General features: G+C 57.8%; 17 protein-coding genes and 1 tRNA gene. 17 read left to right on the plus strand and 1 reads right to left on the minus strand.

Translation table 11 applies throughout. The features are described 5' to 3' along the window. Positions 1 to 42: 42 nt before the first annotated feature. The 15 genes from LHF31_RS03695 to LHF31_RS03765 all read left to right on the plus strand — a co-directional run bounded on the left by LHF31_RS03695 (position 43) and on the right by LHF31_RS03765 (position 14,836). On the plus strand, positions 43 to 360 hold the full coding sequence (locus tag LHF31_RS03695; protein ID WP_298010327.1) for a TusE/DsrC/DsvC family sulfur relay protein: 318 nt from the start codon (positions 43 to 45) through the stop codon (positions 358 to 360). Between the two features lie 82 nt (positions 361 to 442). Next, the gene (locus LHF31_RS03700) at positions 443 to 943 is read left to right on the plus strand and encodes a DsrE/DsrF/DrsH-like family protein (protein WP_298010330.1); all 501 of its coding nucleotides are present in this window, start codon (positions 443 to 445) and stop codon (positions 941 to 943) included. Between the two features lie 296 nt (positions 944 to 1,239). Further along, complete coding sequence (glpK, locus tag LHF31_RS03705; protein ID WP_298010333.1) at positions 1,240 to 2,727, plus strand: glycerol kinase GlpK; 1,488 nt, start codon at positions 1,240 to 1,242, stop codon at positions 2,725 to 2,727. A gap of 68 nt (positions 2,728 to 2,795) precedes the next feature. Then, positions 2,796 to 3,956 (plus strand): FAD-dependent oxidoreductase, encoded by a 1,161-nt coding sequence (locus tag LHF31_RS03710; RefSeq protein ID WP_298010336.1) that lies wholly within the window; start codon positions 2,796 to 2,798, stop codon positions 3,954 to 3,956. Positions 3,957 to 3,972: 16 nt separating this feature from the next. Next, positions 3,973 to 4,722, plus strand: coding sequence for a succinate dehydrogenase/fumarate reductase iron-sulfur subunit (locus LHF31_RS03715; RefSeq protein WP_298010338.1), 750 nt, complete (start codon positions 3,973 to 3,975; stop codon positions 4,720 to 4,722). A 17-nt stretch (positions 4,723 to 4,739) separates the two neighbouring features. Beyond that, the gene (locus LHF31_RS03720) at positions 4,740 to 5,132 is read left to right on the plus strand and encodes a hypothetical protein (protein WP_303773589.1); all 393 of its coding nucleotides are present in this window, start codon (positions 4,740 to 4,742) and stop codon (positions 5,130 to 5,132) included. A gap of 10 nt (positions 5,133 to 5,142) precedes the next feature. Beyond that, on the plus strand, positions 5,143 to 5,523 hold the full coding sequence (locus LHF31_RS03725) for a hypothetical protein (RefSeq protein WP_298003622.1): 381 nt from the start codon (positions 5,143 to 5,145) through the stop codon (positions 5,521 to 5,523). A gap of 66 nt (positions 5,524 to 5,589) precedes the next feature. After that, a complete protein-coding gene (locus LHF31_RS03730) occupies positions 5,590 to 5,865 on the plus strand; it encodes a hypothetical protein (RefSeq protein WP_298003619.1) in 276 nt (91 codons plus the stop codon). Between the two features lie 72 nt (positions 5,866 to 5,937). Continuing rightward, positions 5,938 to 6,657, plus strand: a complete 720-nt coding sequence (locus LHF31_RS03735; protein ID WP_298003616.1) for an SCO1664 family protein — start codon at positions 5,938 to 5,940, stop codon at positions 6,655 to 6,657. A gap of 74 nt (positions 6,658 to 6,731) precedes the next feature. After that, positions 6,732 to 7,760, plus strand: coding sequence for a homoserine dehydrogenase (locus LHF31_RS03740; RefSeq protein ID WP_298003614.1), 1,029 nt, complete (start codon positions 6,732 to 6,734; stop codon positions 7,758 to 7,760). A gap of 6 nt (positions 7,761 to 7,766) precedes the next feature. Continuing rightward, positions 7,767 to 8,339, plus strand: coding sequence for a hypothetical protein (locus tag LHF31_RS03745; protein WP_298003612.1), 573 nt, complete (start codon positions 7,767 to 7,769; stop codon positions 8,337 to 8,339). Position 8,340: 1 nt separating this feature from the next. Continuing rightward, positions 8,341 to 8,727, plus strand: coding sequence for a hypothetical protein (locus LHF31_RS03750; protein ID WP_303773595.1), 387 nt, complete (start codon positions 8,341 to 8,343; stop codon positions 8,725 to 8,727). Positions 8,728 to 8,825: 98 nt separating this feature from the next. Further along, positions 8,826 to 10,751: a tetratricopeptide repeat protein gene (locus LHF31_RS03755; RefSeq protein ID WP_298006235.1), complete on the plus strand. Its 1,926-nt coding sequence runs from the start codon at positions 8,826 to 8,828 to the stop codon at positions 10,749 to 10,751. Further along, positions 10,751 to 13,567: a DEAD/DEAH box helicase gene (locus LHF31_RS03760; RefSeq protein WP_298006232.1), complete on the plus strand. Its 2,817-nt coding sequence runs from the start codon at positions 10,751 to 10,753 to the stop codon at positions 13,565 to 13,567. Before LHF31_RS03755 ends, LHF31_RS03760 begins: the two co-directional genes overlap by 1 nt. A gap of 57 nt (positions 13,568 to 13,624) precedes the next feature. Next, entirely contained in the window at positions 13,625 to 14,836 is a 1,212-nt protein-coding gene (locus LHF31_RS03765) for a hypothetical protein (protein ID WP_298006230.1), read from the plus strand. Here LHF31_RS03765 and LHF31_RS03770 read toward each other — a convergent pair. Then, a complete protein-coding gene (locus LHF31_RS03770) occupies positions 14,823 to 17,285 on the minus strand; it encodes a GGDEF and EAL domain-containing protein (protein ID WP_298006227.1) in 2,463 nt (820 codons plus the stop codon). The genes LHF31_RS03765 and LHF31_RS03770 overlap by 14 nt on opposite strands. A 332-nt stretch (positions 17,286 to 17,617) precedes the next feature. On the opposite strand from LHF31_RS03770, the gene LHF31_RS03775 reads away from it, so the two are divergent. Both LHF31_RS03775 and LHF31_RS03780 read left to right on the plus strand, forming a co-directional pair. After that, positions 17,618 to 17,701 (plus strand) — tRNA-Leu (locus LHF31_RS03775). A gap of 63 nt (positions 17,702 to 17,764) precedes the next feature. Next, positions 17,765 to 18,229 carry a septum formation initiator family protein gene (locus LHF31_RS03780; protein ID WP_303773597.1) on the plus strand — a complete coding sequence of 155 codons (465 nt, stop codon included), beginning with the start codon at positions 17,765 to 17,767 and terminating at the stop codon, positions 18,227 to 18,229. Positions 18,230 to 18,247 lie beyond the last annotated feature (18 nt).

An 18,247-nucleotide genomic window follows, 5' to 3' on the forward strand; every position in this document is an offset into this window, starting at 1 on the left:
GCTGATACCGCATGCTTTGGAAAAACATAAGGAGGATTTGATATGGCAACTCGCACGATTGCAGGCAAGACCGTTCAGGTCAACGACGAAGGCTTCATGACCAACCCGGCTGAATGGACCAAAGAAATTGCCGTGGAACTGGCTAAAGAAGAGGGCATTGAAGAACTCACCGAACAGCACTGGAAGGTGATTGATTTCTGCCGTCAGGCGGGGATGAGCAGTGGCAAAGCACCTACCCTGCGGCAGATTACCACCGGCACCGGACTGTCCACCAAAGAACTGTTTGCGCTGTTCCCCAAGGGACCTGCCAAGAAAGTGGCGCGTATTTCGGGGCTGGGCAAGCCGGAAGGTTGTGTCTAGTTGATTCGGGGGGATGGGCGTCGGGGGTGACCCCATCCCCATATTTTTTCAATTCATCAATAATTCTTTCGGAGGAACGGCAATGGCTGAAGAAACTCGCAAAATCGCATTTATCTGCTCAAAAGGCAACCTGGATATGGCTTACCCTGCGCTGGTGATGGGCTGGGCGGCGCTCGGCAACGGCATTGATGTCACCATCTTCTTCACCTTCTGGGGCATGGATTTGATTAACAAGCATCGCGTGGATCATCTGGAGATCCCGCCGGTCGCCAATACCAGCATGAAGATGAACATGATGGGCGTACCCGGCTATCTGGGCATCCCCAATCTGGTGGGTGTTTTGCCCGGCATGACCGCCTTCGCCACCAAACTGATGAAAGACAAAATGAAAGAAATGGGTGTGCCCACGGTGCGCGAGTATCTGGAAATGCTGGTGGATGCCGGTGCCAAACTGTACGCCTGCAAGATGTCGGTGGACATGATGGGCTTGAAGAAGGAAGACTTTATTGACGGCGTGATTGATATCGTCACTGCGGGCGATTTTATGGATATGACCGAAGGCGCGCAGATCATTTTCATCTAAACTTTGCCGCTTTTCGCTAAAGAATGTGGGTATCCGAAAAGCAACCCCCGGCAGGGGGTTGCTTTCTTTTTCTACAATACACACCCTTCCCCAAAAACTTCTCATTATGGAGGCAGTAAGCAGGGCGATCTTCGGCTGTCCACAGGCAGGATGGTGTGTGAATATCTTCCCGGTGTCGAGTTGCCTTAAACTTCTGGAAGATCGTTTTTTCTTCCCATCTGCTCCGGCAATTGATTGTAAAATGAATGCAGGAATCACCCCTCAGAAATTTGCATCTCATCTTGGGAGGCATGAATATGGCAAAATACGCCGCGGCACTGGATCAGGGTACCACCAGCACCCGTTTCATGATTTTCGATTATTACGGGCAGGTGGTGGCGATGGATCAGAAAGAACATGAGCAGATTTATCCCAAACCCGGCTGGGTGGAGCATAACCCGCTGGAAATCTGGGAGCGCACTCAGGAGGTTATTGAAGGCGCTCTGCGCAAGAGCGGGATTTCCCCCAGAGAGATTGCCGCTGTGGGCATCACCAACCAGCGCGAGACTACCCTGCTGTGGGAAAAAGCCACTGGCAAACCCGTATATAACGCCATTGTCTGGCAGGACACCCGCACCGATAAAATCTGTAATGATCTGGCGGCACAGGGCGGACAGGACCGCCTGCGTCCCAAAACCGGGCTCCCGCTGGCAACCTACTTCTCCGGTCCCAAAATTCGCTGGATTCTGGATAATGTCCCCGGGGTCCGTGAGCGCGCCGAACGCGGCGAGATTCTCTTCGGAACCATGGATACCTGGATCATCTGGAATCTGACCGGCGGGGTGCATGTAACCGATGTGACCAATGCCTCGCGCACCCTGTTGATGAACCTGGAAACGCTTGACTGGGACGATGAACTGCTCAATCTGCTGGGTATCCCCCGCGCCATCCTGCCTCAGATCCGTTCCTCCTCCGAGGTGTATGGCTACGCCCGCGGTGCGCTGGATGGCGTGCCGGTTGCGGGCGATCTGGGCGATCAGCAGGCGGCGCTGTTTGGGCAAGCCTGTTACGACCCCGGTGAAGCCAAGAACACCTATGGCACCGGTTGCTTCATGTTGCTCAATACCGGCACCACACCGGTGCCCAGTCGAAGTGGCTTGCTGACCACGCTGGGGTACAAAATTGGCAATACCCCTGCGGTGTATGCGCTGGAAGGCTCGATTGCCATCACCGGCGCGCTGGTGCAGTGGCTTCGCGATAACCTGAAGATAATCGAAAACTCCCGCGATATCGAAGGGCTGGCGCGCACTGTGGAGGATAATGGCGGCATTTACTTCGTCCCGGCATTTTCCGGTTTGTTTGCACCCTACTGGCGCAGTGACGCCCGCGGCGTCATCGTCGGGTTGACCCGCTATATCAACCGCGGACACATTGCCCGCGCCGCGCTGGAAGCCACTGCTTACCAGACTCGTGAGGTGCTGGATGCCATGAATCGCGATTCGGGCATCACCCTCACCGCTCTCAAGGTGGATGGCGGCATGGTTTACAACCAGTTGCTCATGCAGTTCCAGGCAGATATTCTGGGTGTACCGGTCATTCGTCCCAAAGTGGCAGAGACCACCTCTCTGGGAGCGGCGTATGCCGCCGGGCTGGCGGTGGGCTTCTGGCAGACCTTTGATGAACTGCGCGCTAACTGGGGCAAAGATACCGAATGGCATCCCCAGATGAGCCCCGAACAGCGGGAAAAACTCTACGCCGGATGGAAGAAAGCCGTGGAGCGCACCTTTGGCTGGGTGGAAGGGTGATTTTGCGCGGAAAGTTTGTGAAAAAGAGTACAATTAGGCAGTAAGACTACCCTCACAGGAGAAGGTGTATGACCAAACCGCATGCCATTGTCATCGGCGCGGGATTTACTGGCGTTGCCATTGCCTATGATCTGGCACAGCGCGGATTCCGGGTCAGCGTGGTAGAGCGCGGTCCCATCGCTAACGGCACATCCGGGCGCACCCATGGCTTGCTCCATTCTGGTGCCCGTTATGCCGTCAACGATCAGGAATCTGCCATTGAGTGCATTCAGGAAAACATCATTCTGCGGCGCATTGTCCCCGATGCCATCGAACCCAACGGGGGGCTGTTTGTCGCCGTGCAGGAAGAGGACCTGGCATATCGGGATAAATTCATTGAAGGCTGTGCCGCCTGTGGAATCCCCATCCGTGAGTTGACCCCGCAGGAAGCCCTGCGTCTGGAACCGAACCTCAACCCGCGGTTGCTGACCGCGTTTACCGTGCCCGATGCCACGTTTGACCCTCTGCGCCTTGCGCTGGCGTTTGCCGCCTCGGCAAAAGCGGGTGGTGCGCAGTTCTACCTTTACACAGATGTGGTAGATTTGCTTCGCGATGGACGCGGCAATGTCTGCGGGGTGAAAGCCTGGAATCGCGCTGCCGACCGGCGTTTTGATCTGCTCGCCGAGGTGGTGGTCAATGCCACCGGCGCCTGGGTGGGGCAAATTACTGCCATGGCGGGCATTCAGGTGCCCATTGCTCCTACTCCCGGAGTGATGGTGGCGTATGACAGGCGTCTGACCCAGCGCGCCATTAACCTGCTGAATGAACCCGGCGACGGCGATATCGTCCTGCCTCAGCGGCGCATGATGGTGGTGGGCACTACCTCTTTTACCATCGAAGACCCCGATTATGTGCCCGTTTACGAGGATCACGTGGCGCTGATGATGGAACGTGGTTCAGCACTCATCCCCGCGTTGCGCCAGACCCGCGAGCGCGGCGCTTACATGGCAACCCGCCCGCTGATTGGCGGAACTGCCCCCGGGCGGAGCATCTCGCGCACCTTCAAAGCCTATGACCATGCCGAGACCGACGGCATTGACGGGCTGGTGACGATCACCGGCGGGAAAGCCACCACCTTGCGTCTGATGGCAGAAAAAACCGTGGATGTCATCTGCCGCAAGTTTGGCATGGATGTCCCCTGCCGAACGGCAGAGACGCCTTTGCTTTCTTACCGCAAGTTTTATCTGTGAGATCGTGGAGCGCACCATGAGTGATGAAAAATGGACGGTGACCTTTATCGTATTCCGCAAGAAGGATGAACAACCGGTGCGGTACGATACCTTTACCCTTGAAGTTAGCCCGAATGAATATGTCCTGGATGCGGTTGAGCGCATCTGGGCATTCCATGATCGTTCGCTGGTGTTTGCCCATGCCTGCCACCATTCTACCTGTGGCGCCTGCGGCATGCGCGTCAACGGGGTGGAACGCCTGACCTGCATTACTCCCATCCGTGAGGTGACCCGCAACGGTGGTACAGTGCGCGTGGAGCCATTGCGCAACTTCCCCGTGGTCAGCGACCTGGCGGTGGACATGAGCCGTCTCTATCAGGCGATGGATGTCGTGCACGCACAGGCGGTGCATCCACTGGATGCGGCGCCGCTGGAGGGCGATGGCATTCGTCCGCCCCGCCAGGTGCCTCAACCGGAAGAGGAAGGCGAATTTTTGCGCCTTGCCGACTGCATCGAGTGCGGTTTGTGCGTGAGCGCCTGTCCGGTAGCAGGTACCGACCCGGCGTATCTGGGCCCGGCGGCGCTGGCGGGCGCACAACTGCAGAGCATTGCCCGCAATCCCGATCTGCTTTCGGTGGTGGACTGTGCCGAAGGGGTATGGCGCTGCCACAGCGCCTATGAGTGTACCGCGGTGTGTCCCTCAAATGTCCAGCCCGGCTGGCGCATCATGGATCTGCGCCGTCAGGTGGTGGCACAGCGCATCAAAGCCCTGTTGGGCCAACGCTAATCTGGGAGGATTTGCCCATGAACGAACCGAAAAAACTGCATTCTCGCGGTGTGCTGGACTGGTTTGACCCGCGCGGCAGGCAGGTGGGCGGTTGGGGCTTTATCATCAACCGCATCAGTGCCATTGGACTCACCATTTACCTGTACCTGCATCTGGTTATGCTGGGCAAACTGGCGCAGGGCCCGGAAGCCTTTGACGCCTTTATCGCTACTGCCAAACAGCCGCTCATCCTCTTTGGCGAACTGCTGGTGATCATTGCCGGTTTGTATCACGGTTTGAACGGCATCCGCATTGCCCTGACCAGTTTTGGCGTGGCAGTACGCTATCAGCGCGCCCTGTTAATCGCTGTGGTGCTGTTGACGGCGGCAGGCTCGCTTTTCTTCGCCATTCGCATGCTCAGCATCCATTGAGGAGGTCTCCATGCAAAACGCTCCCCTTTCTGCCCCTAAACCCGGCGAAGGCGCCCTGCTCTGGACGCTGAAAATCTTCAGTGGGGTGTTGATTCTGCTCATTCTCATTCTGCATTTTCTGGTGAACCATTACTGGGCGCCCAATGGATTGCTCAGCCATGCCGAGGTGGTGGCGTATTACCAGAACTACCCCATTGTGCCGTTCATGGAGGGCTTTTTCCTGATTTTTGTGGTTGTGCATTCTCTGCTGGGGGTGCGCTCGATTGCGCTGGATTTGCGCCCTGCGCCCCGCGTCCTGCGCGGATTGGACGTTCTCTTGCTCGCCATCGGCTTGATTGCCAGCGGTTACGGCATCTGGTTGTTGATTCGGGTCACCGGCTGGGGAGGATAGGCTCGGGGGATTTTCCCCGAACTGTGATACTGCCTTCTTCCCTGCGTATGATTCATTGAGGCTTGCATGCCCCGTTTTCTTTTCCGTCGGCTGTTGATTCTGCCACTGATTTTGCTGGTAGCCCATGCCGGCGGATTTGTTTATGCCGTGCTTGCCGGGCGACTGGTTCAGGCAAGCGGTCCCTTCGGCGGCAGGCTGGATCCCAATCCCCCTTCGGTGTGGTCGCTTTACTCCCAAACCCTGAACGCCATCCGTCAGGGAGATCTGGGGGGTGCGATACTGCCCGGTAAACTCATCCTGACAACCGACACGGGGGACATTCTCGTCACGGGCGCGCATTAACCCTCCCTTTACCTTCTACCATTCTCTACAAAGCGGGTAAGCCTGCTGGTATACTCATTAAAAGCAGACCTTATGGACAAATACGCCATCTTGACCCTCTTAAGGGAAGGTGAAGTTGAAGTACAGGGGCAGTTTCTGGCGGGCTCTAACTACACTTTTCTGGTAGTGGTTCGCCGGGAGGGCGAAGAATACCCCGCTGTGTACAAACCTGTGCGCGGCGAACAGCCGTTGTGGGATTTTCCCGAGCGCACCCTGGCGCACCGCGAAGTGGCGGCTTATCTGGTCAGTGAGGCGCTGGGCTGGGACCTGGTACCGCCGACGGTGTACCGCCGCCGCGCGCCACTGGGAGCGGGGTCTTTGCAGTGGTTTGTTGAGCATGACCCCGAACACCACTTTTTCCACTTTACCCCTGAGGAAAAGCAACGCCTGCGTCCGGTGGTGCTGTTTGACCTGCTCACCAACAACGCCGACCGCAAAGGCGGGCATATCCTTATGGACCCGCAGGGGCATATCTGGCTGATTGATCAGGGCCTGTGCTTTCATGTGGAGGAAAAACTCCGTACGGTGGTGTGGGATTTTGCCGGAGAGCCCATCCCTGAAGACCTGCTGGCAGACCTGCAGGCGTTTGTGACTCGCCTGGAAAGCGATGAAGCCCTGACGGCTGCGCTGGGGGAGCATTTGAGCCGTGCCGAGATTCGCGCTCTGCACCGCCGGGGCAGACGGCTGCTTCAGGAAGGATTCTTCCCCGCGCCGCCGCCCACCCGTCGTCCATATCCCTGGCCCCCCGTGTGAGGAGTTTTACCTTTCCTTTTTCTTCCTTTGGGCTATAATCGGTTCAATTCATTTCCGCTTCTGGAGGTGTACGCATGCATGTTCGTCTGGTTCTGGTGGGATTTGGCAATGTAGGCAAAGCGCTGGCGCGCCTGTTGCTGCGCAAGCGCGAAACACTGGCGCGTGAGTATGGCATTACTTTTCAGGTCAATGGCATTCTCACCGGCAGGCGCGGTGGGTGCATTAACCCCGATGGTTTGGATGTGGAGCGCGCTCTGGCGCTGGTAGAAGGCGGCGGACGGTTGGACGAACTTTCCACCGTGCCGGTGCCGTCCGGCAGCGTCGAGTTCATCCGTGCCTGCCCGGCGGATGTGCTTTTCGAAAACACCCCCGTCAACGTGGTGGATGGACAGCCCGCTATTGCTCATCTGCGCACCGCGCTGGAGCAGGGCATGCACGCCATTACCGCCAACAAGGGCCCGGTAGTGCATGGTTACGCTTCTCTGAAGGCGCTGGCGGAGCGGGTGGGCAGACGCTTCCTTTTTGAGTCGGCAGTCATGGATGGGGCGCCCATCTTCTCGCTTTTCCGCGGTCCTCTCCCTGCCGCCGAACTGCGCGGTTTTCGCGGGATTCTCAATTCCACTACCAACCTGATTCTGGAATTGATGGAAAACGGCAAAACCTTCGATGAGGCGGTCAAGATTACTCAGGAACTGGGACTGGCAGAGACCGATCCCAGTGGTGATATTGACGGCTGGGACGCTTCCATCAAAGTTGCGGCGCTTTCCACAGTGTTGATGGGCGTACCGCTTACCCCGCAGGAAGTGGATCGTACCGGTATCCGCGGCATCACGCCGCAGATGATTGCCGAAGCCCGCGCTGCAGGGGAGCGCTGGAAACTGGTGTGCACCGCCCGCCGCGATGGCGACCGCGTGGTCGGGAAGGTTGCTCCCCAGCGCGTTTCTCCTGACTCACCTCTGTACAGTATCAGCGGCTCGAGTTCGTTTGTGCAATTCGAGATGGATGTTCTACCCGGATTGGGCATTGTGGAGAGTGATCCCGGACCCGAGACTACCGCGTATGGCTTGCTGGCGGATTTCATCAATGCCCTGCGGGGAGCCTGATCGACAATGAGCGAAGCCTATGGGTTCGGATGGGCGCAGGCGGAGACGCCCCGACTGGCTTGGGAAGGGGCTTTGAAGCAAGCCTTTGCCCGCTCCGCCTGGCTTCAGTCCGTGCACTGGCTGGGAACCCCCGCCCCTGAGGGTCTGGAGGCAGTTCCGCACTTCACCTGGGGCGGGGAACTGCAACAGGCGCATCTTGCCCTGCATGCCGTTCTGCGTTCTCTACGTGAGGGGGAGGTGGATTTCTGTCTTTTGATGGAATTGACTTCCGGGGGAATGGTGGCGATGGCGCTGGGATCCCCTCAGGCGGTGGGACGCTGGAATTTGCCCCCTCATGCCCGCCTGACCCCCCTGGGCGGTGGCTTACCTGAGGTTGTAGAAAAGATTGCCCGCCAGCGGGCGCAGGCGGTTCTGGGAGAGGAGGCCTCTGCAGGTGAGGGGGTCTTCCTTTCTCCTGAAGAAGGATTGCTCCGGGGTGTATGGCGCGGTCTGGAGCAGGCCCGCCAGTTGTCTCAGCCGGTTATTTTGCTCTCCCGGGATACCTGGAGCGGACTGGCAACCCTGATAGAGGTGGTGTAAGGTGAGCGCAAAATTTTCAGGAAACGTTCTCTTAGCGGCATTTGGAGCACTGGTTGTGCTTCATCTTCTCATCTTGCTGGGGGTCGTACCAGCCGGTATTGTCTGGGGTGGACAAATTGGCACCTCCACAGAAAGATTGTTCACGCTGGAAATCATTGCTCTGGTTCTCACCCTTCTCTTTATGGGCATTGTGGCGGTCAAGATGGAATACGTCCGGGCAGGCGGTTTCAGGAAGGCGGCAAATGTGGGGGTCTGGGTGATTTTTGCCTACCTTGTGCTGAACACCGTGGGAAATCTTGCCTCGGGTGTTTCCTTTGAAAACCTGATTTTTGCTCCGGTGACTGTGTTTCTGGCAGTCTGTGCATGGCGATTAGCCATTGAAAAATAAAGCAGGTTCTGCAGTGGTACATTTTGGTTCGAATGCCATGACCCAACAGGGCTGTGCTTTCGTTTTGCGCTGTGCGAAAAATGTGAGAGAATACCTGTATGGACGCACATGCGCGGGAAATGTTGCATGCCCTGTTAATAGGCACCCTTGCCTCCTCTGATCAGCAGGCGCTGGCAGATCAACTCTCCCTGCCGTGGGAAGAACCTGCCGGGAAAATGCGCTGGCTCCTTGTTGCCGCACTGGTGCGCCAGTTGCTCGATTCTCAACCTCCTGCTACCCTGTGTGAAGATGTTGCCCGGCTGGAGGATGCCGCCGAGAGCCTGGAAACCAGCGATCCATCTCTGGCGGGTGCCCTGTGGATGAGCGTGGGCTTGCTCTTCCAGGCTTGCGCTGCTTTTGACCCCGCCCGCACCGCTCTGGAACGCGCTCTGGATCTGGCTCCTTCGGCAGAGGCGCGCTTTCTGCTGGGCAATCTCCTGCGCGAACTGGGACTGTTTGAGGATGCCCATCTGTTGCTGGAGCAGGCTCTTGCTGAAGATCGTCAAACCGGAACTCCCCGTGCGGTAGTTCGCGACCTGGACGGGCTGGCACTGCTGGCGCTGGAGCGCGGCAGACGGGAAGACGCCCTGTCGTGGTCTCAGCAAGCCCTGTCTGCGGCGCAGGACGTTTTGCCCGAAGAGGATGCCCTGCTGGCAGCCGTGTGGCTGAATCATGGCACGGCGCTTCGCGAGATGGAGCGCCTTGCCGATGCCGAACAGGCTCACCGTCGAGCGCTGGCGCTGGATGAGCGCTGGCGCGGCATGGAGCATCCTGCCACTGCCCGCGATGCTGTTGAACTTTCTGGCACGCTTTTACAACTGGGACAGATTCACGAAGCCCGCGACCTTGTCGAGCGCGCTTTACAGATAGACCGCGCCTGCTTTGGCGAGCGTCACCCGGCGGTAGGACGTGACCTTGCCCACCTGGGAGAGGTCTTCCGCGCCCGCAATGCACTCATCGAGGCGCATCAGGCAACCCGACAGGCACTGGAGATTTTTGTCGATGCCTTTGGGAAGCATCATCCGCTGGTGGGGGCAATGTGGAACAACCTGGGGCACATTCTGCACCGCATGAACCGCCTGGATGATGCCCTGAACGCCTTTCAGCAAGCCATGACCAATCTGCAAAAGAACTTCGGCGCCAGCGATGTGCGTGTGGGGATGGTCTATGGCAATATGGGCGCGATTATGCAAATGCAGGGGAAATGGATGGCGGCGCGCCTTTCTCTGGATCACGCCGTGCGGGTGGTGGAGCAAGCCCTTGGGCATGAGCATCCCACGGTGGCGGTGCTGGTGCATAATCTGGGTGAAGTGCTCCGCCAGAGTGGTGACCTGGACGGCGCCCGCATGGCAGTGGAGCGCGCTTTGACCATTGACCGCAAGACGCTGGGAGAGAATCACCCCAACATTGCCCTGCGCTATGCCAGCCTTGCCCGCATTGATTCTGCCCGCGGCGATTTGCCGCAAGCCGAAGCCATGCTCCGCCGGGCGCTGGAAATTGAACGCAATGCCCTTCCCTCACCGGATGCCCGTCTTGCCAGCCGACTGAACAGCCTGGGGCTGGTGCTGTATCAGCAGGGCAAACTGGAAGAAGCCCGTCAGACCCTCGAAGAAGCCCTCTATCTCGCCGCCATGACCATGCAGGATCAGCCCACTGAACTGGCAAACGTGCAGACCAATCTGGGTATTGTCCTGCAAGCGCTGGGTGAAACGCACAGGGCGCTGGAAGCCTATCATCAAGCCGTGCGCATTGAAGAGCAGGGCTGGGGTCCTGACCATGCCCGGGTGGGTTCGCGGTTGGCGGTGGTGGCGGCACGATACCGCGCCATGGGCGAAATGGAACGCGCCCGCTCTGCTTATCTGCGCGCGCTGTCCATCCTTCAGCAGTTCCTTCCGCCGCATCATCCCCGCATTCAGTCCATTCGCAACGAACTCGCTGACCTTTCCAGCGGGTCGAATCCCGAATCGGGTGTAAAGTTAAGTTAATGGAGAATCTGGACTTCTTTACCCAAAACGGTTGGGAGATTCATCATCGTCTGGAAGTGCCGGGGCGGGAAGCACAGCGCCTGCCTTTCGATGACCTGGAATTTGCCCCCACTGTGCTGACTTTTCTGCGCCGTGCCTATCCTCAGGGGATTTTTCAGCATCAAAAAGTCGCCCTGAATGCCTATCTGAAGGGCGAATCGGTGTGCCTGACCACGGGGACTGCCTCGGGCAAGAGCCTGGTGTTTCAGAGCGCCGCGCTGGACTGTCTGACCCGCGACTCGGCGGCGTGTGTGATGGCAATCTACCCGATGAAGGCGCTGGGCACCGAGCAGAAAGACCGCTGGGAGCAAGCCTTTCAACTGGCGGGGATGGATGTCTCCGTGGGGCGCATTGATGGGAATGTTGCCCCCGCTCTCCGGCTGGGCATCCTGGAAAAATCTCGCTTGCTCATCTTCACCCCCGATATTCTCCATGCGTGGTTACTCTCCAATCTCAACCAGCCAGCAGTTATCCGTTTTCTGCGGCGTGTCCGCCTGATGGTGGTGGATGAGGTGCATACCTACTCGGGGGTGTTTGGCTCGAACAGTGCGTTCCTGTTCCGTCGTCTGCGCCACCTGATGGGCTTGCTGGATGCTCATCCACGCTTTATTGCTGCTTCGGCGACCATCGCACGCCCTCAGGAACATCTCCAGGCGTTGTTTGGCGTGCCGTTTCAGGTGGTGGGTCCTGAACTGGATACCTCGCCGCGCTTTCCTCTGGAAGTGCTGTTTACCCGTCCGCCCATGATGCGCTCCCTGGATCCTGTGGTGAGCCTTCTTCATCATCTGGCACAGGAAACCGATTCCCGCTTCATTGCTTTTGTCAACAGCCGGAAACAGGTGGAATTGATTTCCTCCCTGCTTTCCCGCATGCACCGTGAGGAAAACAAGCCAGCCAGAGAAAGCAAGGAAAAAGCCAGAGAAGAAGTGGAAGAGGAGGATGATGAAAGCGTCAGCGCAGCGCGGGCGGTGCTGGAACAGTTGCAGGTGTTGCCTTACCGCGCGGGGTATGAAGAGCACGACCGCGCTTTCATTCAGGAACGCCTGTCTTCTGGAAACCTTAAAGGAGTAATCAGTACCAGTGCGCTGGAACTGGGGCTGGACATTCCCCATCTGGATTTGTGCGTCCTGATTGGCGTCCCTGACTCGGCAACCAGTTTACAACAGCGGATTGGGCGCATCGGGCGCCACAAACCTGGCACGGTCATTCTGGTGCACGGCGGGGATGTGGTGGATCATCTGGTATTTGCCGATCCGCCCTCGCTGTTTCACCGTCCTTTTGCCGAAAGCACCCTGTATCTGGAAAATCCCTACATGCAGTACATTCACGCGCTGTGTCTGGCGCGTCCCGGCGGTGAGCATACCCAGGTGCTGATGGCGACCCACCGCACCTCCGATACCTTCAACAGCGTGATTGAATGGCCCCCCGGCTTCATGGAACTGTGCCGCGCAGAATATACCGGCAATACCCCCCGCGAACTGCTCAGCATGAAGAACGAAGCCAGAGACCGTCCCAATTACGTCTTCCCATTGCGGGAAGTGGGCAGTCAATTTAAAGTGGAGCGCGCTCAGGGTCCCACTTCAGCCTCGCTGGGCTCGCTCTCTTTCAGCCAGTTGATGCGCGAAGCCTATCCGGGTGCGGTGTACTATTACGCTTCGGTGCCATACCGCGTGGTGCGTGTCAACATCAAACAGCACACTGTACAGGTGCGCCGCGAAAAGCACTACACCACCCGGCCCGGACGCCTGCCCGAAACGCTCTTTCCCCGTCTCACGGCGGAAGGGGTTTTGCAGGTTCAACAGCGCGGTGGGTTGATTGCCCTTGAAACCCAGACGATGGTGCGCGAGTCCATTAATGGACTGTACGAACAGCGCGGCGGCAAAGAGACCTTTTACTCCTATCCCCTGCCGCGCGAGTTGGGGTTCAGCCACGATCAGCCCTTCTTCAGCCACAATTACTTTACCAGCGGGGTGTTGCTTACCCATCCCCTGCTCCAGCAGGAAGGCGTGAATCATCAGGCTCTGGCGGGCTGGCTTTATGAAGCCTTCTTTGTGATTTTGCCGATGGAGCGCCAGGAAATCGGCTTTAGCGCCGACACGTTCCGCCATGCTTTGAAGCCCTTCATTCAACCGGGGCAGCCTTTCCTGGCGGTATATGATCAGGTGTACGGCAGTTTACGCCTTTCCTCGCGCCTGCTTGCTCCGGAAGTGCTCCCGCGGGTCCTGCTGGAAGCCTGCCTGTTGACGGCAGAAGACGCCCTCCCTGAGGACTTGCTTGCCACCCGCAAGGTGCTGGCGCATATCACTGCTGAAGCATGGCTTACCCCTCTGCAATGGCTCCGTCTGATTCGACGGGAGACACCAACCCCTGCCGGTAAAGAGCGCATCATTTTGCCGGGGAGCAAAGGCCTGCTCATGCGCACCCATGAGGAATTTCTGGTTCAGCGTCTGGTGACCTTTGGGGGGAATTTATGTTACGAAGGCGTACCGGCATCCATGGCGGCGAGCGCCGCTTCGAGCATGCCGCAGGTGATTGACGTGGCGGAAATTCCCGGGGAATCGCAGATTGGCTGGTACGATCCGGTCACTCAGACGATTGAACCCGCCCCGGTGGAGATGGTGGAACTGTCGGCAGAAGAAGGGATGTTGTTGCCCCCGCCCGATGTTTCTCTACTGCTTCAGCGTCTATCGGTAGGGCAGACTGCCCCACCGCCCGATTCATCCTTGCTGACCGGCGTGGATTCCCTGCGGGATTACCTCTTCTCTCTCTCTGGATAAGGGTCGAGGGTGTTCCCTCGGGTTTGCTGAGCCAAACAATCTGCCGGGAGGTGTGCGGTGCGAGCACGCTTTCTTTTCGTGATCCTGTCTTTGGGAATTGTGTTGGGCATGGGCGATCTCCCTGTGCGGGCAGAGCCATCTGCGTCGCTGATCTTACGCGCCGCTCCCCAGGCGCGCTTCCCCCAGCGGGGAAGTGTCCCGTCCTTCACCTTTCGGGTGGAAAATCCGTCCTCCGCCAGTGTGACCTTTCGCAATCCCTCTGTGCTGTTGCCTGAGGGAATGACCCTGGTGGGGTCTGGCGGATTTTTATCGGGGAGTCCTCAGTCCAGTCAGGAAAACGGGCGCACGCGCCTGCTCTGGCTTATGACCCGCACCCTCAACCCGGGCGCGTCTGTCAGTGCCACCCTGTGGTTGCAGGTGGATGCAAATCATCGCGGGGGAATTTACAGTAGCGAGTGGCGTGTAGAGGAACAGACTTCTTCCGGTTTCCTGCCGGTGGTGCTGGAAGAAGCCGCGCCTGTGATTTTCAACGATGCCAGTCTGCCGGTGGAGTGGCAGGTCAGCGCGGCGTATGCCCCTGTGGGAACCGAACCGCCCTCGTTGCCGCTTTTGCCATCCGAAGACAGTGTGCCGGTACAGGTACGGGTGCAGTGTCCTGAGGGCAGGCAGTGTCTGGGGGTGGATTTGCTCCAGGGCGGGCAGACGTTTCCACTGACTCCCCTGGGAGAGAATAGATTTGAGGGCATCCTTTCTCCCATCCATTTGCGTTCCCCTTATACCTGGGCGTACAACTGCGTGCAGGCAGATGTGATTCTGGATGGAGGGGAACGTGCCCGCAGGGTGCTGTTTTGCATGTACCGCCATCAGCCTGCCCTGCAGGTGAGGGATGCTTCCAGCCAGCCGGTGCCGTCTGCGCAGGTGACGCTGTATCGGGTGGCGAATCGATACCCCGATGGAGCGCCGGGCTGTGACACCACCGGATGGGCGAATTTACCGCCGGTTGCGGAAGATATCCGTCAGGTGGCGGTGCAGGAAACCTCTTTGCTCGCGCCGGGATATGCCGAACCGCCCTTTTTCGATCCCGGGATCACCGCGCAGGATGGGACGTTTTCACTGCAGTTGGAGCGGGGGTGTTATTTTGTGCGCGTGGAAAAAGAGGATTGCGAAGTGTGGTACTCGCCGTTGTATGGCGCGCCGCCCACATGGCAGGACTTACCGGTTACCCTTTCCTGTACGAAACGGGTATTTTTGCCTTTCATTCAGCGGTGAGGAAGTGGTTCTGGCTGTTCAGAAAATCCTCCAGTTGCTGGATGGTCAATGGCATTGAAAGGAAATAGCCCTGCCCGAGTTCGCATGCCATTTGTCGCAGGAAAAGATACTGCTGTTGCGATTCAATGCCTTCGGCGACGGTTTTAATCCCCAGGCTGCGCGCCATCTGCAGAATTGAGCGGGTGATTTCCACACTTTGCTCATCCTCGCCCAGTTTCTGAATGAAAGCCTGGTCAATCTTAATCAAATCCACCGGCAGGCGGTGAATGTAACTGAGCGAGGAATAGCCGGTACCGAAATCGTCCACGTGAATGTCCACGCCCATCTGCCGCAATTGATGGAAGACGTGGCGCGCAATGTCCACCGATTCGATCAGCGCGCTCTCGGTGATCTCCAGTTTCAAACAGGTGGGGGGCAGGCGGTAACTCTCCAGCGTTTCGCGGATGTTCTCCACAAAGCCGTTTTCGGTAATCTGACGGCTGGATACGTTGACGCTGAGCACCAGCGGCTGGGTGGTTTTCATACGGAAATAAATGGGCGCAAATTCACGGCAGGCTTCCCGAAGAACCCACTTGCCCAGTTCACGGATTAAACTGGTTTCCTCGGCAATGGGGATGAAATCGGAGGGGAGAATTACCCCGTGCTCGGGGTGTTGCCAGCGTGCCAGCGCCTCAAACCCCACCAGCGTATGGGTTTCCAGGTTCATGATGGGTTGATACACCAGAAAAAGATGGTTTTGCTCGATGGCGTGGCGCAAGTCCATTTCCAGCGAAAGACGATTAACGGCGCGTTTGCGCATGGTGGCATCGAAGATGACATATCGGGCTTTACCGGCAGATTTGGCGCGGTACATGGCGATATCGGCGTCCTGCAGGACTTCTTCGCGGTTGCTGTACTGCTTCAACCCGATCACAATGCCCATGCTGACGGTGGTGAACACCTTCCTGCCGGCAATCTCGAAGGGTTCGCTGAGAGCATGCTGTACCCGGTCGGCGACCTGGACCACATCGCGGCGGGAAGAAACGCTTTCCAGCAGGATGACGAACTCATCGCCGCCAAAACGCGCCAGGGTGTCGCTGGAGCGCAGGCATTTCAATAAACGTTGTCCGACCTGAATCAGCATCTCATCTCCGGCAGGATGCCCCAGGCTATCGTTGATTACTTTGAATTGATCCAGATCAAGGAAGATGACTGCGCCCATAAAATTGCTGGCGCGGCGGCTGCGTTCAATTGCCATGCCCAGCCGGTCGAGCAGCAGGGTACGGTTGGGAAGACCGGTCAATGTATCGTAAAGCGCCGCGCGGATCAACTGCTCCATGGCTTGTTTGCGTTCGGTAATGTCGGACATTGAACCGGCAATGCGGTGGGCTTCACCCTCACGGTTGCGCATGGCAAGCCCGCGGACCAGAACCCACACGATACCGCCATTCTTGTGCACCATGCGGAATTCGCACTCCAGCCGCGAGGTTGCCCCGCTCAGGTGAGAATGAAGGGCGCTCTGGAAACTATCCAGATCTTCCGGCAGGATGTGCGCAAACCAGTCCTCCATACGGTTACCGATTTCTCCCTCGGTAAAGCCAAGAATCTCTTTCCAGCGTGGGGAGTAGTACACCCGTCCCGATTGCAGGTTCCAGTCCCAGATGCCGTCGTTTGCCGCCAGCGTTGCCAGCATGAAGCGCTCCTGACTTTCACGCAGGGCATTATAGACCAGTTGCTGTTCGGTGATGTCGCGGGAGTTGAGGATGATGCCGCGAACCTGCTCATCCTGCAGGCGGCTCTTGCCAAAGACTTCAAAGATATGCCACGAGCCATCCAGATGCTGAAGACGCACCCGAAAAGCCTGGATGGATTCGGGATGATCCACCGCCCACTGCAGGGTATCTTTTGCCTGGGCGGCATCTTCGGGATGAAGCCATTCCAGAAAATTACGCTCGATGACCTGATCGGGGGGATAACCCAGCGCTGTGCGCAGCGAGGGGCTGGCAAAGCGGATGCGGTAGTCGGCATCCAGCACGAAGATCACTTCCAGTGAGTTTTCCAGTAAAAGGCGGAAGGTGATATCACTCTGACGTTGTTGATGCAGAATTTCGTGACGGCTCAGCAGGTTTTCGATATGCGCTACCAATTGCACGGTAGAAACGGGAACTTCCACTCCCCGCAGTCCCTGCGCCACCAGAATGCCTTCCAGACTCTCACTGTGAGGCTTTTCCAGTAAAACCAGAATGGGCACGCGAATGCTCTCTTTGAGCCGGTGGCTGATCAGGGCTATCGGGTCGGCGGGAGTTGCCTTCCACAGCACCAGCGCCGGGGAAACCGTTCGGGCGATGCGCAGGGCTTCTTGAAGCGAATGCACCGGATGCAACTCGTACAGTTTCGTCCGACTCAACTGGCGTTGAATCGCTCCAGCGAGCGGGCTGGTATCCTTGAGATAGAGCAGGTGGGTTGGCATGTGTGGCTCGAATGTCCCCGATGAATGAGCACTGTATTCTGTAATTCATTTTATCAGGGTTTCTGTATATCCTCTCCTAACAGTTTCATTACAACTTGGGTAATGGCATCATTAGCGTGTGGAAAAGCAGGAGCCGCCGGGCGAAAATTTTCACCCCCGGACTCCTGTGGTGATGCATACTCCACGCGCGGGGCAAAACGCATCTGCCTGGTGGGTTGTTCACGTCATTCATTTGATACCCCCGGGTTGCCGCCTGGAATCCCGGGTCCAATCAAGAAGCGCGCGCCTTCCTTGACAAATCATCAGTTTGGGATAAAATACAAAGCAGGTAAGCCGAAGTGGCGGAATTGGCAGACGCGCTACGTTCAGGGCGTAGTGAGAGCACTCTCATGTGGGTTCAAATCCCACCTTCGGCACTCGACCCCCGAAAGTTCGGGGGTTTTTTCGTTCCTGTTTTCATTACGGGTTATAATAAAGTCATGCCCGAACGGAAAAAACGCGCGCGTATTTCCCTCCCCCGCTTGAATCTTTCTTTCCTTCAGCGCAAATCCTCTGATGGAAAGCCCCGCCCGCGGGTGGATTCTCGTTTGCGACAGCAAGTCATTCTGGTTGTCGTGCTTCTCCTGCTGGCACTGGTCTTTGCCAGCCTCAATCAGCGCATCAGCCAGAATATCCGCCTGACCACTCAACGCGATCAACTCAGCACGGAGGTGATGCAACTGACCGCTACGGTGCAGGCGCTGGAAACCCGCAAAGCCTATATCACCTCAGAAGCCGCTGTGGAAGAGTTCGCCCGCGAGCGCCGCATGATTCGAGAAGGTGAGGTGCTGGTTGTCCCTCTTACGCCGCCGGGCAATCCTACCCCTACGCCGTCGGGTTTTCCCACCCCGCACCCTACCCCTCAAAACTGGGAAGTCTGGTGGGCGTTGTTTTTCGGGGACTGATTTCCCGAACCAGATAAA

Source organism: Anaerolinea thermophila (assembly GCF_020723905.1).
Classification (GTDB): Bacteria; Chloroflexota; Anaerolineae; order Anaerolineales; family Anaerolineaceae; genus Anaerolinea; species Anaerolinea thermophila_A.

Bases quoted from the DNA above. Each gene is read 5' to 3' on its own strand.
- LHF31_RS03695 (WP_298010327.1), top strand. From the start codon at position 43: ATGGCAACTCGCACGATTGCAGGCAAGACCGTTCAGGTCAACGACGAA.
- LHF31_RS03700 (WP_298010330.1), top strand. From the start codon at position 443: ATGGCTGAAGAAACTCGCAAAATCGCATTTATCTGCTCAAAAGGCAAC.
- glpK (WP_298010333.1), top strand. From the start codon at position 1,240: ATGGCAAAATACGCCGCGGCACTGGATCAGGGTACCACCAGCACCCGT.
- LHF31_RS03710 (WP_298010336.1), top strand. From the start codon at position 2,796: ATGACCAAACCGCATGCCATTGTCATCGGCGCGGGATTTACTGGCGTT.
- LHF31_RS03715 (WP_298010338.1), top strand. From the start codon at position 3,973: ATGAGTGATGAAAAATGGACGGTGACCTTTATCGTATTCCGCAAGAAG.
- LHF31_RS03720 (WP_303773589.1), top strand. From the start codon at position 4,740: ATGAACGAACCGAAAAAACTGCATTCTCGCGGTGTGCTGGACTGGTTT.
- LHF31_RS03725 (WP_298003622.1), top strand. From the start codon at position 5,143: ATGCAAAACGCTCCCCTTTCTGCCCCTAAACCCGGCGAAGGCGCCCTG.
- LHF31_RS03730 (WP_298003619.1), top strand. From the start codon at position 5,590: ATGCCCCGTTTTCTTTTCCGTCGGCTGTTGATTCTGCCACTGATTTTG.
- LHF31_RS03735 (WP_298003616.1), top strand. From the start codon at position 5,938: ATGGACAAATACGCCATCTTGACCCTCTTAAGGGAAGGTGAAGTTGAA.
- LHF31_RS03740 (WP_298003614.1), top strand. From the start codon at position 6,732: ATGCATGTTCGTCTGGTTCTGGTGGGATTTGGCAATGTAGGCAAAGCG.
- LHF31_RS03745 (WP_298003612.1), top strand. From the start codon at position 7,767: ATGAGCGAAGCCTATGGGTTCGGATGGGCGCAGGCGGAGACGCCCCGA.
- LHF31_RS03755 (WP_298006235.1), top strand. From the start codon at position 8,826: ATGGACGCACATGCGCGGGAAATGTTGCATGCCCTGTTAATAGGCACC.
- LHF31_RS03760 (WP_298006232.1), top strand. From the start codon at position 10,751: ATGGAGAATCTGGACTTCTTTACCCAAAACGGTTGGGAGATTCATCAT.
- LHF31_RS03770 (WP_298006227.1), bottom strand. From the start codon at position 17,285: ATGCCAACCCACCTGCTCTATCTCAAGGATACCAGCCCGCTCGCTGGA.
- LHF31_RS03780 (WP_303773597.1), top strand. From the start codon at position 17,765: ATGCCCGAACGGAAAAAACGCGCGCGTATTTCCCTCCCCCGCTTGAAT.